The sequence below is a fragment of the Polynucleobacter sp. IMCC 30228 genome (assembly GCF_021395205.1).
Lineage (GTDB): Bacteria > Pseudomonadota > Gammaproteobacteria > Burkholderiales > Burkholderiaceae > Polynucleobacter.
The window spans coordinates 160746-176081 of sequence record NZ_JAJVCS010000005.1; the positions used below are offsets into that span (position 1 = coordinate 160746).

The 15336-nt window shown below is 44.9% G+C and carries 16 protein-coding genes; 5 read left to right on the forward strand and 11 right to left on the reverse strand.

Translation table 11 applies throughout. The features are described 5' to 3' along the window. Window positions 1-17: 17 nt before the first annotated feature. Genes LZT21_RS10010 through LZT21_RS10025 form a run of 4 tightly spaced genes read right to left on the reverse strand, consistent with a single transcriptional unit; the run spans window position 18 to window position 5036 of the window. Window positions 18-1250 carry an ABC transporter ATP-binding protein gene (locus tag LZT21_RS10010; RefSeq protein WP_233924962.1) on the reverse strand — a complete coding sequence of 411 codons (1233 nt, stop codon included), beginning with the start codon at window positions 1248-1250 and terminating at the stop codon, window positions 18-20. Next, window positions 1250-2095: an ABC transporter permease gene (locus tag LZT21_RS10015; protein WP_233990621.1), complete on the reverse strand. Its 846-nt coding sequence runs from the start codon at window positions 2093-2095 to the stop codon at window positions 1250-1252. The genes LZT21_RS10010 and LZT21_RS10015 overlap by 1 nt, the downstream gene beginning before the upstream one ends. A 5-nt stretch (window positions 2096-2100) precedes the next feature. Next, complete coding sequence (locus tag LZT21_RS10020) at window positions 2101-4761, reverse strand: glycosyltransferase family 1 protein (protein WP_233990623.1); 2661 nt, start codon at window positions 4759-4761, stop codon at window positions 2101-2103. After that, window positions 4761-5036, reverse strand: a complete 276-nt coding sequence (locus tag LZT21_RS10025; RefSeq protein ID WP_233990625.1) for a hypothetical protein — start codon at window positions 5034-5036, stop codon at window positions 4761-4763. Before LZT21_RS10025 ends, LZT21_RS10020 begins: the two co-directional genes overlap by 1 nt. 225 nt (window positions 5037-5261) lie before the next feature. On the opposite strand from LZT21_RS10025, the gene LZT21_RS10030 reads away from it, so the two are divergent. Then, a complete protein-coding gene (locus LZT21_RS10030) occupies window positions 5262-5849 on the forward strand; it encodes a hypothetical protein (RefSeq protein ID WP_233990627.1) in 588 nt (195 codons plus the stop codon). On the opposite strand, the gene LZT21_RS10035 is transcribed toward LZT21_RS10030, so the two are convergent. Beyond that, window positions 5809-6828: a calcium:proton antiporter gene (locus tag LZT21_RS10035; RefSeq protein WP_233935395.1), complete on the reverse strand. Its 1020-nt coding sequence runs from the start codon at window positions 6826-6828 to the stop codon at window positions 5809-5811. The two genes, LZT21_RS10030 and LZT21_RS10035, sit on opposite strands and share 41 nt — an antisense overlap. A gap of 88 nt (window positions 6829-6916) precedes the next feature. Here LZT21_RS10035 and LZT21_RS10040 point away from each other — a divergent pair, with 88 nt between their 5' ends. Then, complete coding sequence (locus LZT21_RS10040) at window positions 6917-7282, forward strand: sirohydrochlorin chelatase (protein ID WP_370634821.1); 366 nt, start codon at window positions 6917-6919, stop codon at window positions 7280-7282. Here the strand turns inward: LZT21_RS10040 and cobA are convergent. Genes cobA through LZT21_RS10055 form a run of 3 tightly spaced genes read right to left on the reverse strand, consistent with a single transcriptional unit; the run spans window position 7205 to window position 10349 of the window. Then, the gene (gene cobA / locus LZT21_RS10045) at window positions 7205-8062 is read right to left on the reverse strand and encodes a uroporphyrinogen-III C-methyltransferase (protein ID WP_233990629.1); all 858 of its coding nucleotides are present in this window, start codon (window positions 8060-8062) and stop codon (window positions 7205-7207) included. The genes LZT21_RS10040 and cobA overlap by 78 nt on opposite strands. Continuing rightward, complete coding sequence (locus LZT21_RS10050; RefSeq protein ID WP_233990631.1) at window positions 8062-8664, reverse strand: DUF934 domain-containing protein; 603 nt, start codon at window positions 8662-8664, stop codon at window positions 8062-8064. The genes cobA and LZT21_RS10050 overlap by 1 nt, the downstream gene beginning before the upstream one ends. After that, complete coding sequence (locus tag LZT21_RS10055) at window positions 8661-10349, reverse strand: nitrite/sulfite reductase (protein WP_233990633.1); 1689 nt, start codon at window positions 10347-10349, stop codon at window positions 8661-8663. Before LZT21_RS10055 ends, LZT21_RS10050 begins: the two co-directional genes overlap by 4 nt. Before the next feature lie 155 nt (window positions 10350-10504). Between LZT21_RS10055 and LZT21_RS10060 the strand changes: the two genes are divergently transcribed. After that, window positions 10505-11785 (forward strand): serine hydrolase, encoded by a 1281-nt coding sequence (locus LZT21_RS10060; RefSeq protein ID WP_233924948.1) that lies wholly within the window; start codon window positions 10505-10507, stop codon window positions 11783-11785. Here the strand turns inward: LZT21_RS10060 and LZT21_RS10065 are convergent, their stop codons facing one another. The 3 genes from LZT21_RS10065 to LZT21_RS10075 form a co-directional block, all read right to left on the reverse strand. After that, entirely contained in the window at window positions 11786-12061 is a 276-nt protein-coding gene (locus LZT21_RS10065) for a hypothetical protein (RefSeq protein WP_233924947.1), read from the reverse strand. 61 nt (window positions 12062-12122) lie between these two features. Then, window positions 12123-13043 carry an amidohydrolase family protein gene (locus LZT21_RS10070; RefSeq protein ID WP_233990635.1) on the reverse strand — a complete coding sequence of 307 codons (921 nt, stop codon included), beginning with the start codon at window positions 13041-13043 and terminating at the stop codon, window positions 12123-12125. Between the two features lie 2 nt (window positions 13044-13045). After that, window positions 13046-14092, reverse strand: coding sequence for a tripartite tricarboxylate transporter substrate binding protein (locus LZT21_RS10075; RefSeq protein WP_233990637.1), 1047 nt, complete (start codon window positions 14090-14092; stop codon window positions 13046-13048). Window positions 14093-14214: 122 nt separating this feature from the next. Between LZT21_RS10075 and pcaD the strand changes: the two genes are divergently transcribed. Next, window positions 14215-15039 carry a 3-oxoadipate enol-lactonase gene (pcaD, locus tag LZT21_RS10080; protein ID WP_233990639.1) on the forward strand — a complete coding sequence of 275 codons (825 nt, stop codon included), beginning with the start codon at window positions 14215-14217 and terminating at the stop codon, window positions 15037-15039. Window positions 15040-15050: 11 nt separating this feature from the next. Beyond that, window positions 15051-15281: a hypothetical protein gene (locus tag LZT21_RS10085; protein WP_233990641.1), complete on the forward strand. Its 231-nt coding sequence runs from the start codon at window positions 15051-15053 to the stop codon at window positions 15279-15281. Window positions 15282-15336 lie beyond the last annotated feature (55 nt).

Here is a 15336-nt window from a genome sequence, read left to right on the forward strand (position 1 = left end):
ATCATTTCTAGCATTATTTAGCGTTTGATTTCAACGGTGGATGGCAACCATGCCACTCCTTCGAAGTGCTCTTGCTGATTGATAACAGTAAAGACTAAAGCATGATCGCGCCATTCATAGTTTTTGGCAATATGATTATCGCTAGCGTGCAGTGAAAGCGCTAAAGAATAGGTGCCAGGACCAAAATTAGCCATAAACTGAAAACTAAACTCAATTACTTCGCCGGCCTTCAGATCACTTAATTGACGCCCTAGGTGAAAGGTATTGGTGCCAAAAACGGGCATACCCAGACGGTCTTTAAATAGATACCCCAGTACCAGCGCATCAATTGCTTGGATACATTTAACCTTGACGTGTAGTTGAAGCGCTTGCCCAACTTGGACTACTTCGATGCGATTTCCATCATTAGCAAATAAACCGACATCCTGAATCAGCGCCTCGCCACTGCCAGAAATCGTTTTCACTTTATTTGGCTTACTAGGATCTTGGTGAGAGAGCTCTTGCCGCACATGCTCGCTCTCGCGATCAGCCAATAAGGCGTTGTAGTAATCCATGACAACTTCAGGCTCGCCTTCAATGGCGATTTGCCCTTTATTTAATAAAATAGCCCGATCACAAATCGATTGAATCGCTAGCTTATCGTGTGAAACCATCAAAAGAGTGGTGCCGAGCTCTCGAAACTCGCGAATGCGATCAAAGCACTTATGCTGAAAGTAGGCATCGCCCACCGATAGAGCTTCATCGATGATGAGCACATCGGGTCGTTTTACTGTCGCCACACTAAAGGCTAAGCGCATTTGCATGCCACTAGAATAAAAGCGCACCGCTTGATCAAGGTACTCACCAATTTCAGCAAACGATTCAATCTCGGGCATCAGCGCAGTAATCTCATCCACACTAAAGCCTAAGAGTTGTCCGGCCATATAGGCATTTTGTCTGCCAGTAAAGTCGGGATGAAAGCCAATGCCAAGCTCAAGGAGAGCAGCTACATGCCCTGAAATAGCAACTGAGCCGGTGCTGGGTTGTGATGTTCCAGCAATCATTTTTAGTAAGGTGCTCTTACCAGCTCCGTTGATGCCAATAATGCCCAATGCTTCACCTGGCTTTACGCTGAAATTAAGATCGCTTAGTACCCAATTCAGTTCATGGCGCTGCCCGCTAAAAGGAATAAGCCACTCGGCTAAACGCGACCATTTGGAAGGATAGCGTTTATACGCTTTTCCAAGATTGGAGACAACAATTTTGCCCATTAAAGTAAATCCACCATTTCACCTGAGCGCTTGCGAAATAAACGCAGCCCATTCAGGTTAAGTAGGAGGGCCAAAATAATGATGTACCAAAGGCTAGACCACTCTGGCCATTGTTGATTAATGAAGATCGTTTGATATGCCTCCATCAAGCTGCTTAATGGATTTAAAGCAATCAGTGGGCGAATTTTTTCCGGCAGAATATTGACTGAATACACAATGGGTGTGAGCCAAAACCAAAATTGCAAAGCTACCCCATAGAAGTAACCAATATCCCGAAAAAATACATTAAGTACGCCTAAATTAATTCCCAGTCCAATTGCAAAGCCAATTTGAATTAGTAGCAGGGGAATTACAGCCAATATGACCCAGCCTGGAAATTGATTGGTAACTAGCAAAAAAAGAATGAATAAAGCAAAAATAATGAGAAAGTTAAGACATGCATTGAAGATCACTACAACTGGCAGGCACAGGCGTGGAAAGTTTAGTTTCTTGAGCAGGTTGGCATTATCTAAAAATACAGTTTGTGAGCGCGAAGTAATTTCGGCAAATAAACTCCAAGTAATAATGCCGATACAAAGATAAATACTGTAGGAGTAAATACTTTCTGCACCCGGTAGACGAGCACCCATGATCTTAGAAAAGACCAAGGTATAAACCAAAATGAGTGCTAAAGGATTCAGAATCGGCCAAGCAAACCCCAGCAGCGAGTTTTTATACTTCATTTGAAATTCGCGCTTGGTACTACCAAAGATAAACGCCCGATACTGCCAAAGCGAAAGCAAGGAGGGGGGTAACGAGTTAAATGAGGTCGTTTGAGGTTGGCTTTGCAAAGGTAATTTGCTCATAAACCTTATTTTAATAAGCTTTTCAGAATGGACTGGGCACTTTCTTTCCAGGTAAGCCAAGGCATTTGATCCGACTTGGGGTGTTTTCCAGCCTGATAAAGCGCTAGCCAAGCCTCTATGCTGCTGGCAATTTGGTCTGCTTCAGCCAGATTGTGCAAGGGGAATTCTGCTGCAGGGACAGTGTTATCAGCAGGGTTAGCAGCATTCTCTAAATCGCAGTGAAAGTAATAAGCATGCTCACCCGCTACCTCTCTAAATACCGGTATATCACGGGCAATAATAGGTAAATGCCGCCTAGCCGCTTCAATGAGCGGTAAACCGAAGCCTTCGCCTTGAGAGGTGAGTAGTAGACAAGTGCCTGCAGCGTAGAGCGCTTCTAGGTATTCATCGCTAATGCGGTTAAGCCAAAAAAAGTGTTTACCAAATTCAGGATGTTTTGGCAGATCATTCGCAAATTCATCCATTAGCCAGCCATGTTTACCGATGATGACTAAATTGACATCGACGCCTTTGGCCCAGAGTTTCTCAAAAGCAGCTAGCGCCTGCTTATAGCCTTTGCGCGGCTCAATCGTACCGATCATAATAAAGCTGGGGCGCGCCTTAATTTTGGCGATGACTTCATGCGCATCGGCTGGCATCCCTTTAGTGGGCGCAGAGCTTTCAATATCAGCACCTAGATGAAACCAATTGACATCAAATTTTGGCGAAAGCGTAGGAATATTTTTGGCCGACCAGACCTTAAATTCGTCAGCTACTGCTTTAGAGATACAGTAAATACCATCGTACTTACTAATTTCTCTAAGCCACTGGGCATGCAAGTGATCGACAGTTTCAGGAAAAGCTTTAGGAAAATATAAGGGCAGTAAATCGTAGACTACATAATAGATTTTGGTGCCATTCATGAACAGCGCATTAAGATACTGTTTCTGAATTTGAATATTTTCTGATTGCAAATCAAGGCCAAAAAAAACATCACCCGGTTGTGTTTCAATTAACTCATCATCGGCTTGATCATCAACTCTATCATCGGCGGCAGCTGTCGGTTGCTGAGAAAATTGCTTACTAAATTCAGTAGCGTAGCGATACCCTAGAGAAAAGCGATCGGAGTAGACAAGCTTCACGTCCCAATTTGCTGGCGGATTTGCCAGAAATTCTGTAATCAGTGAGCGCACCACTCGTTGAATACCCGTCTTTTCATCGACTGTAATTAATTGCGAGATATCAACTAAAAATTGCGGTTTACGATCATCAGCTGGAAAATTTTGACTAATGCAAACGGATAAACGCAGTAAGTCTTCATTATGAGGCTTGTATTTTTGAAAAACGGCATCAGGCGAATCGCTGATGAGTTGATTCAGTACATGATTACGCAGTGCCGCATTAGTAATATCGATAGGAAGAGGCTTTGTAGTTTGTGCTTGTAATTGAGCTTGATGCTTTGCATAGACTTTTTCAAATGCTGCCATGGCTTTTTGGCCGGTGATATCCCAAGAAAATTCCTTTGCCTTGGCTTTGCCGTAGACAATTAACCTTGTTCGTAAGGCTTCATCGCTTAAGCCCGCGGCAATTTTTTGGGCAATCGATTCAACTGAAAATGGATCGAAGAACGCCTCGTCAATACCGATCACTTCGGGGATGCTAGTGACGTTTGATGCAATAACGGCTGCGCCTGATTTCATTGCCTCAAGCGCAGGCAGACCAAAACCTTCATGCCAGGAAGGAAAGATGAAGAGTTTGCAAGTGAAGTACAGCGTATGCAGTTCTTTATCGGTGATGTAATCCGTAAAAATGACCTCACCAGGCTTGATCCCATTGAGCTTCAGGATTTCTTGTAATTTGACGAGTTCTTCATGCGCAATGACCCCTGCTAGAACTAATTGATGTTCCTGGCGGATTGCTGGTGATAAGCTGGCGTAGGCGAGTAGTAGTCGTTTCAGGTTTTTACGGGCATCAGCGCCACCGGTATACAAAGCAAACGGTTTGGTAATCTGAAACTTTTCAAAAAGTGCTTGGGGGTCAGTACTAGGGGCTTGATCCGTAAAGAAATCATCAGCCGCAGAAGAGATATTCACAATCTTTTCTGGGGCAATATGTAAGTGTTCGATGCCTTCTTGACGAGAAAAATCAGAAATGGATAGTAAGAGCGGCACTTTTTTAAGGTCGGCCACTTTCGCTAGATAAATTGATTTATAGCCCGGAATAATGTCTAAGTAATCTGCTTGATTCAGAAATGGAATTAAATCGTAGAGTGAGACGCTTACGGGAATTTCATGGCCATCTGCGGACATAAAGGGTCCAATGGTGGCAACTGCGTCATCACCCCAGCCCTCAAAAAAACTGCTGATATGAATCAGATCTGGCTTTAAGCTGGTAATAAAAGCTTCACGCATGCGCTTTGCGGCCTCACGCCGTAGCTCGGTACCTTGACGAATTTCTGCTACAGGGCCAGGCGCATACCAAACCCGAATCTGTTCACGTGACAAAATAGGTGCAAAAAACTCCACAATGGTAGGCACAGAATCTCTTAAGATGCCACTTAAGACCAAAATAATTTCGTGTTCACCGCGGTTGCGAATAATGCCTTGGGTGAGCGCTAGTGAATAACGACCGATGCCCCGAAAACGACTAAGACTTTGTGCGCCTTGTAGATCGATAACAATGCGCATTAATTAGCCTTCGTATGCTTAGTTGTCGCAAGACGATTTTTTAAATCAGCATAAATTGCATGGGCACGTGCTGTCATTTGTTTTTCAGTAATATCGATAGCAATCGTCGGGCCAATCATGTATTGAGAAAAGGGTAAATTCTTTTTCAGAAAATGCTTGAAATACATTTTCTTGAGCATTTTTAAGATGCCAGTTGAGCGCAAGAAATTAAATAAGGATTGACGTAATTGGGGATGCTTATTAATAAAAGTCATCGAGTGGTTGAACGTGTTCAAGATGAACCACTTCAGCGCCTGTTTAATTTTTTGAGTACTTAGCATAGTTGCCATTGAGAATAAATGATGAGGAATGGCTGAGAAAGACAAAAAGAGCGATAAAAGAGCTAAAAAAGAGCAAGATGCCATTATATTGAAGTTTTACGAGGTTTCGATCGCTTCTTGCGCCTTGGGGTAAGAGCGATCTGCTACTCTTTAGTCTTTATAACCCTGAAAAAGAACCCCTTGAGCTTATTTCCCCACCATGCCGGTTTTCTAGCGGGTCTAAAGAACAGTGCGATCAATGAGACTAGAAAATTTATTGTTCTATTCTTATATTTAAGTGTTTGGTTTAGTGCGCTAGTTTTACTATCAAATTCAATTTTGCGCGCTAATGAATTGCCTCTGTTGACGCTCAGTTTTGCCTTAGTGAAAGCCGCTTTGTGCGCAAAATTTATGCTTTTAGGGCAAAGTCTATTTCCCATGGCCCTTGGTAAGGGGAGGCCTATTTTTTGGATTTTGATGCGGCACTCGATAGTGTATTTAGTTGTAGCCTTAGCCCTTAGTTTTTTTGAGGCAGGCTTGGAGGGTCTCTTCCATCACAAACCCTTTTTGGAATCGCTACTCAATTTTGAACAAGGTGACCCCTACCGCTTAGCAGCTACCAGCTTTATTTACTGGCTGATTATTCTGCCCTACTTGGTATTTGTCGGCATTCGCGAAGAATTGGGGTATAGCGAAGTGAGTCGTATTTTGTTTGGTGCTGCTGATGTAACTACTGATGCAACTGCTGTTAAGGTACCAGACTCAGGAACAGGTACTCAAAGAAAATAATTAAGTGCACCACGCCTTGCATGAGGGTAGTTCGGCCAATGGCGAGAGTGAGAACACTCACAAGGAAAGTAAGAAAAAGAAAAATGATGCCTACTGAATTAATGCCAAGGCTAATGGGTAAATTAAACCAAATAGAAATAATGGCTACCGCAGGAATGGTTAAACCAATACTAGCAAGTGCTGAGCCCAGCGATAAATTTAAACTACTTTGCAGTTGATTAGCGCGCGCCGCTTTAACTGCGGCAAGGCCTTCGGGCAAGAGAACTAAAGTGGCAATCGCAATGCCGACGACAGCTTTAGGTGCGCCGATAGCCATAACGCCAGCTTCAATAGCAGGGCTTAAGGCTTTGGCTAGGCCCACCACTAGTACTAAAGCTACGATTAGCAGAATGCCACTAATAATGGCCTTAAGATTGCTCGGGTGTGGGGCATGCGTTACGCCAGCCATTTTTTGCGTAGCCTGAAGTGGTAAGAAGTAGCTACGATGACTCACCGTTTGAAAAAAGACAAATGCCCCATAAAGCGCTAGTGAAGCAATACCAGCAAAGGCCAGCTGACTATTGTTAAAAGTTGGCCCTGGACTGCTGGTAGTCACAACCGGCATGACTAAACTAAATATAGCCAGAGCAGCTAGAACAGCTAGGGCGGTATTACTTCCCTCGATTCGAAAACTTAACTCTTTATGGCGCAGACCACCCATAAAAATACATAAGCCGATAACACCATTAATCACAATCATGATCACGGCAAATACGGCGTCGCGAGCAATTAATTCAGATCCCGCAGAGCCCGTGATCATCATCGATACAATCAGCGCCACTTCAATAATGGTGACGCAAAGCGCTAAGATTAGCGTGCCGAATGGTTCGCCAACCTTATGGGCAATTACCTCGGCTTGGTGCACTGCCATTAAGACCGAGCCAATTAGTAAGGCGCTAAGTAGCGCAATGGCCCAAGTTTGATTAAGTAAGCTTGACATAGTTTAATGGAGGCAATGAAAGAATAAATATACACGACAGCACATTAGCCAGATTAAAATCCATAGGTTCAATTTAAATTAAAAAATAATGATGAAAGCGCTAATCTTTTTTGGCCATGGGGCGCGTGATGCCCGCTGGCGTGAGCCGTTTGATCGCCTAAGTGCTTTATGGTGCGAGCAACAGCCGCAGGTTCCGAGTGCAGTAGCTTTCTTAGAAATGATGGAGCCAAATCTGGCAGAGGCAGTTGCTCAATTAGTGGGCCAAGGCGCTACTGCGATTCAAGTGATTCCGGTATTTTTTGGACAGGGCGGACATTTACGCAACGATTTCCCCAAATTACTTGAGGCCTGCCAACTGCAATTTCCGCAAGCATCTTTAAGCGCTTCGTCGGCTGTTGGCGAAGACACTCAGGTCTTGCAAGCCATTATCGATTTCAGTAGCCGAGCAATTTAAGACGGCGTCTGCGGCTTGAATCTGCACTGGAGATTCTTGTCTACTTCTTAAAGCCTCACCAATCATGATTAAGAGCGGCGAATTACTGTTAAACCATGACTCGGATTGATGATCTGCAAGTTCAGCTAAAGTAGTAGTAAAGATGCGTTCGCGTGGAGTGCTGACAGATTCTAATAAATGCACTGGTGTAGCAATAGAACGCCCTTGAGCAATTAATTCTTGGGCAATACTCGCCGCATCTTTGCGACCCATGTAATACACCAAGGTATCTGCAGTAGCATGTGCGTTGGGAAGGCTTGAAGTGGGTGCAATTTGCCCAACAGAGTCTGTGACTATATTACTTGCTTGCGCTTGAGTAATGAAGGCCACACTCCGAGCCACGCCACGCAAAGTTAACGATTGCTTAATGGCCGCTGCACCGGCGAGCGCAGCCGTAATACCTGGCACTACCTCAGTTGGCACCCCAGCCGCCTCTAGGGCGCGTAATTCTTCATCAGCACGGCCAAATAGCATGGGGTCGCCACCCTTTAAGCGCACCACAGTTTCATAACGCTGGGCAGCATCAACTAAACGCTTATTAATAAAACGTTGCGATGATGATAATTGCCCGCAGCGTTTACCGACTGGTACGAGAATCGCTTGGGGACACAAAGCAAGCATTTCAGGCTCAACAAAAGCATCATGAAACACAATTTGCGCGCGCGCTAATAAGTTCGCTCCGCGTACAGTAATTAAATCGGCAGCGCCGGGTCCTGCGCCAACTAAATATACCTTGCTCACTAAGCGGCCTGCAATTCTTCTTCAAGACAGTCATGCTTGGCTGCTTGAATAAGTTGACTTCGAGAATCGCGCCAGGCGTGTTGAAGGTTAACGCTGTAGAGCGAGAATTGTTTCAAGGCCAGGGTTTGATCTTGATCTGCGCGCAAAGAAAATTGATCGAAACCAACCCGACTCATTTGCCGTAGTTGATCGATCAGCACATCTCCAATGGCTAAAATATTGCCTTGCCAATGCAAGCGCTCACGTAACAATGCGGCAGTACTATAGCCGCGGCCATCCGTAAAAATAGGGAAATGAACAGCCACCAAAGGCCATGCTGATGCCTTTTTAATTACTGCAGCATGGGCGAGGACATCATCTGTGCCTGTAAACCACACTGCGATCTCACCGTGGGCAGTCCGCCTGGTGATCTCATTGTTGTTTCGATGTTCTAGCCACCAAGAGAAGGGAATGATCACCTTGCCTACCGCTGGGGGCAGGTCTGAACTAGTGTCTTGGTCTGACTTGTCTTCAGCTGACGGTAGGCCCCAAACAGTCCATTCATTCTGAATAAAAGTGGCGCGATGACCCAGGCGATATGCAATTAGCGCTGTAGCTTTCATACAAGCTCCGCTGATAAGTTTTGCTTGAGGTATGCAGCAGTTTTAAATGGCGCAATACCTAAGCGACGATAGGTATCGATAAAACGCTCATCACTCTGGCGTTCATTCACATACACTTTAAGAATGTCATCCATGACGGTAGGAATATCGAGCGCACCAAATGATGGCCCGATTACTTTGCCAATAGCAGCGTTTACACCTTGTTCACCGCCAAGCGTAATTTGATACCACTCTTCACCATCTTTATCGACGCCCAGAATTCCAATATTACCAACATGATGGTGCCCGCAAGAATTAATACATCCCGAAATGTTGACGGACAAATCACCTAAATCAAATAAATAATCTAGATTATCAAAGCGTTCTTGAATTGCTTTAGCAATAGGCAAAGATTTAGCGTTCGCTAATGAGCAGAAATCACCACCAGGGCAAGCAATGATGTCAGTGAGTAAGCCAATATTAGGTAAAACTAGATTTGATTTTTTGGCTTCGCACCACAGGGCAAATAATTGACTTTGTTCGACATCAGCAAGCACTAAATTTTGTTCATGCGTTACCCGTAACTCACCAAAGCTATAGGTCTGCGCCAGCCCAGCAATAGCGCGCATTTGCTTGGCAGTCGCATCACCAGGAGCTTGTATGGCATGGGGTTTAAGGGAAAGTACGACGCTAGCATAGCCTGCTATTTGGTGGGCGCGTACGTTACGCTCGAGCCAACGCTGGAATGCTGGGCGTGAGCTTGTATCAGCTTGTGATGCAACCGTAGCTGAATCGAGTGATGGGAGTATTTGATACGCTGGTTTAGTAAAGTGTTGTGCAACGCGTTGCCACTCGGCAGGGGTAAAGTTGTGATCACTCTCTTGAATTTGGCGCCATTCAATATTCACCTGGCGCGCAAACTCTTCCGGACTTAAGGCCTTCACTAAAATTTTGATGCGGGCTTTATAGAGATTATCGCGACGACCAAAGCGGTTATAAACCCGCAATAATGCCGTTAAATAGCTCGGTAATTTCTGCCAGGGTAAATTGGTGTGAACTAAATTACCTAGAATGGGCGTTCTACCCATTCCGCCACCGGCATAAATATCAGCCAGTATTTCACCATGATGATCTTTGTGTAATTGAATACCAACATCGTGACACAAGAGAACGGTGCGATCTTCTTTTGAGCCGTTGATGGCAAATTTAAATTTGCGCGGTAAGAAGGCAAACTCTGGATGCAAAGTAGACCATTGCCGTAGTAGCTCACAGATTGGCCGTGGGTCGACGACTTCATCGGCAGCAACACCAGCAAAGGGGTCGCTGGTTATATTGCGGATGCAATTTCCCGAGGTTTGAATCGCATGCATTTCTACCTTAGCTAGATCAGCCAAAATATCTGGGGTCTTTTCAAGTTCAACCCAATTGAATTGGATATTTTGCCGGGTCGTGAAATGCCCATATCCTTGGTCGTAGCGATCGGCAATATCCGCTAAAGTAAGTAATTGCTTACTACTTATAAGGCCATAGGGGATGGCAACGCGCAGCATATAAGCATGCCGCTGTAGATAAAGCCCATTTTGTAAGCGTAAAGGCCGAAACTCGCTTTCTGGCAGACTGCCATTAATGCGGCGTTCTACCTGGTCGCGGAATTGAATTACTCGCTCATCTATGAGGGCTTGGTCAATGGGGTCATATTGGTACATAGGAAAGGATTGTCCTAGAACCTGCTTATTTCTTTAAATAATATAAAGTTGATCTTATATATCATTTTAGGTATATAGAGTTAGCCGATTTTTAATAACGGTTAGAATCTAGCTAAATTCTTTTAATAATTAAGCGGCCAATACTCGGAGACCCCATGAATTCAAAGTTCCTACTTAGTCTAATGACTTGCACCCTATTTGGAGCATCGGGCATTTCTCATGCAGCTGGTAACACTCCGCCTTTGCCGATGGCTAATGCCCAGAGTCAAGGGGTCAGTGTTGATGGTATTAAACGAATCGATGCTTTCTTTGCCGATGAAATTGCCAACAATCGGATGCCAGGAGCAGTCTTAGCTGTGGCAAAAAATGGCAAGCTGGTGATCTATAAATCGTATGGCTTTTTAAATAAGGCAACGAATACGCCAATGCCGCTCGACGCAATCTTTAATTTAGCTTCGATGACGAAAGTAATGGCCGCAGTGGGCGCGTTGACATTTTATGAAGAAGGCAAAATGCCTCTAAATGCACCAATTTCAAATTGGTATCCCCAAATGAAAGATATGAAAGTCGGTATCGTGGCTGCCGATGGCAGCTTGACCACGGTACCAGCAAAGAATCCGATTACGATTCAAGATCTGATGCGCCATACCAATGGCTTAACTTATGGTGCACGCGGCAATTCTGCAGTACATAAATTATTTCCAAGTGCTTCGGTAACAGCAGCTTTTGATTACACCGGCCCAGAGTTTATGGATAAGCTTGCGACCATCCCCTTGCTCTATGAGCCAGGTACAGTATGGGATTACGGTTTTGGTATTGACGTATTGGGTTTAATCGAGGAAAAAATTGCCAACAAACCTCTCGGTAGTGTGTTGCAAGAGCGGGTGTGGTCAAAAGTGGTGATGCCCGATACAAGCTTTCAGGTTGCTGATAACCAGCGTGCACGTTTAGCCCAACCCTTACCACTTGATCCAATGAGCGGGAAGCCACAGAAAATCAAAATTTTGACTGATAAGGTGAAATTTGATTGTGGTGGTTCTTGTGCATTTTCTACAGCAGGTGATTACATTCGTTTTGGCCAAATGATGCTGAATGGCGGTAGCCTAGATGGCAAGCGGGTGCTGGGCCCGCAGACCGTGGCATTTATGACATCGAACCATTTAAACAAAGACATCAAAAATTTAGTTGGTGGAACCGAGCCTGGACGGGTTGGATATGGCTTTGGTTTGGGTGTGGCTGTGCGCATGGAGCGCGGTCTATCGGCGATTAATGGCAATGTTGGCGACTACACATGGAATGGTGCTAATGGCACCCTTTTTTGGGTTGATCCCAAAGAGCAAATGGTCGTAGTGATGATGGCAGTTGCCCCAGGCGACATTCGTAAAATTCATCGTGAGAAAGTCAACGCGTTAGTGTATGGCGCGCTCGAAAAATAATTAAATTAAAGAAGCTGACACGGTGTTTTTTGCCGCTGCTTTTTCAATGGCTAGTGGGGCTTGGTTTTGAAAGATAAAAACCATCCCCAAAGTTAGAACTAAAAAGATGACTAGCAAAGATAGACCTAATTTCTTCACGAAATATGAGAGGGTATCCATATAAGCGGGATCGTTGCGGCCAAAATAACGATCATAATTTTTCCACATATAGCGTCCCGCTATAACGGGCAGCACCATAAAGAGCGCCCCCAAAAAAACAGTTAACATAATATCCATAATTTTTAGTAGCTTTCATTACCCTGGCGTTATTTTTTGTTTATGCAAGGCGAACTGCCTATTACGAGAAATCATAAAGCATCGCTGGATTATCGACCAGAATAGTTTCGCGTAAATGAGCATCACTGACCCAGTCGCCAAATAGATCACATAAGTCAGCATCATGGGGCATGGTGTTTTTTACCATCACATGGGGCCAATCACTACCCCAGACTAGTTGCTTTGCATTAGCGGCAATGACCGCATCATTAAAAGGGCGCATATCAGCATATAAGTCCGCAATTGCGCCTGTCTTGGTAGCAGCTGCTGATTGCGCAGAAATACGGTAGGGCCCTGTCATTTTGACCCAAGCCCGTTGATCTTTCATCAGGCTCAGTAGTCCTTGAAAGCCCGCATTATGGATGCCGTGCTTGGCATGGCAATAACCAAAATGACCAAACACTAAGTCAACCGGAAAGTTCGCAAAGATAGAGGCTAACTGCGGATACGCATTCACATGCATGAGTAATTCTAAGTGCCAGCCAAATGGCGCGATCTGTAGAGCTAAGCTTGTCAGCGCTTCAATCGGTAAGCTACCCGAAGGATCGGCGACATCAACTAGATTGCAACGTAAACCACGTACTCCTACAGCATGTAATCGCTCGAGCTCTTTATCCTTCACCATCTTGCTATCGATTGGTAATACCGCTACGCCACGCAAGTGCGTTGAATCCGTTTTTAGGGCATCAATGAGCGCGCGATTATCGGTGCCGTACACACTGGGTTGTACTAGCACCGCACGATCAACGCCTAACATCCGTAGCAGTGATCGATAGTCTTCTAGGCTGGCATCCGGAGGTGTGTAGATGCGCTCTTGAGCATACGGATATTGGGCTGCAGGGCCGCAGACATGGGCATGACAATCGACTGCGCCACGAGGAAATACACTCCGCGGGGAGCGTATTTCGCTAGCAGGTGCTTGACAAAGGGGGGCCGAATGCACGCTTATTGCGGCTCAATATTGGCGTCTTTCGCAATCCTTTGGTACTTCGTAATTTCACTATTTACAAATTTTTCAGTCTCAGCTAGATTCATCAACTTAATCGTAATACCGGCTTTTGCATAAGCAGTTTTAAGTTCGGGATCTTGTAAAGCGCGATTGATATCGGTATTGATTTTTTGTAGAACAGCTTTAGGCGTAGCAGAGGGCGCCCAAACGCCAACCCACAAACCAATTTCAAAATTGGGAAAGCCCTGTTCCGCAATGGTAGGTATCTCGGGCGCGGCTTCAGCTCGAGTAGCGCTAGTTACACCAAGCGCGCGTACTTTCCCCCCTTGAATTTGTGCAATTGCGGTTTGCAATGGCGCCATGTAATAGGCAGTTCTTCCCGAGATTGTTTCTTGGATTGCTTCAGGCGAGCCTTTATAGGGAACATGTAGCATCTTGATGCCCATGGTCTGATTAAAGTATTCAGCAGCAAGATGGGTTGAGCTTCCCACTCCTGCACTGGCAAAAGGCAGGATTCCGGGCTGAGCTTTGGCGGCATTGACTAAGTCTTTAATGGTTTTATAGGGGCTCTCTGCTGACACGACTAAGGCATAGGGACTATTTCCTAAAATATTGACGTCAGTTAGACTTTTAAGATCATAGGGTAACTTTTTATAAATAGCCGGATTAGCTGCATACGACGCTGACTGTACTAACAAGGTATACCCATCTGGTTCTGAATTCACGACTACACCAGTACCAATGAGGCCACCAGCACCTGGCCGGTTTTCAATAATGACTGGTTGCTTCCATATATCTGTCAGGGTTTTGGCAGCTATGCGCCCAGCGATATCGGCGCCTGAACCGGGGGTGAGGGGCACGATCATTTTGACCGTGCGCGTCGGGTAATTTTGGGCCTGAGCACTAGTGCTATATAAAGACAAGGCCGAAAGGGTAGCAACTGCACAAATCGAGCTAAAGGCAATGAGCAGAGTAAAAATACGTGGGGAAATCAAGCTAAAAGGCTTTATAGGGTTAGTTCTAGTGCAGTTGGAATGCTTCATGCTATCTCCTTAGGGTTAGCCGTGCGGCGTAATTTATTGAGCTATTTTGAGTAAGATAATGATCTAACTCTTTTTATTACCTCATTCTTATAATCGTAAAGTATAGAACCTTAATTATTTCCATGACAAATTCAGCTCAAACCACCAGCAAAACTAGCATAAAAGTGAACGGCATCGATATAGCTTATCGCTTCGATGGACCCGAAAACGGCCACGTTGTATTACTAAGTAATAGCCTCATGTCGAATTACGCTATGTGGGATTGCACCATTCCCGCCTTGACTGATCGATATCGTACTTTGCGCTATGACACCCGTGGTCATGGTGGCTCTGGCATAACTAACGGACCTTACAGTATGGCGCAATTGGCAGATGACGCCATTGGTTTGTTAGACGCATTGCACATAGACAAAGTGCATTTCATTGGTTTATCAATGGGCGGCATGATTGGTCAGCAATTAGGTGCGCGTTTTCCAGAGCGAGTTTATTCGCTGTCATTGTGCGATACCGCAAGTGAGATGCCGCCGCGCAATTTGTGGGAGGAGCGCTTTGCAACGGCCAAGCATGAGGGCATAGCGGGGCTGATGCCTGGCACCCTAAAGCGCTGGTTTCTCGATGATTTTATTAATAGCTCACCAGCGGAAATTGAAAAGGTGCGGCAGATGATTTTAGGGACTGGCGTTGAGGGCTATATCGCCTGCGGTAGTGCGGTACGGGATATGACGCATAGCGCGATGCTCTTAAAAATTAAAGCGCCAACCCTGGTGTTAACTGGTCGACAAGATCCAGCCTGTACCGTTGATCAAGCCACGGTACTGCATCGTTTAATTGAGCACTCTGAAATGATCATTATTGAAAATGCTGCGCATTTATCTAATATTGAACAGCCCGCTGCGTTTAATACCGCAATTCGCGGCTTTATAGATGGTGTTGACGATCGTCTTTAAGTAAAAAAATCATGAAAAAAACGGATCTATATAAAAATCAAGGGCTAGCAGTGGCCCACCAAATGAAAAATGCAACTAAAGCGAAGCAGCTTGGCAAAGCCGATACTTCAGCGCAAAAAAATGCACTCGCCAGAAAAAATCCTTTACTCGCATCCTTAATGGGCAAAACTGAGTCAGTAGTTAAGGTACATGTAGCTAAAGCAAGTACGACAAAATCATCAGCAAAATTAAAATCAAAATAGAAAATAGAACCGCAATAGAAAATAAAATCGCTATTAATCAGTTTCAGTATTTAAC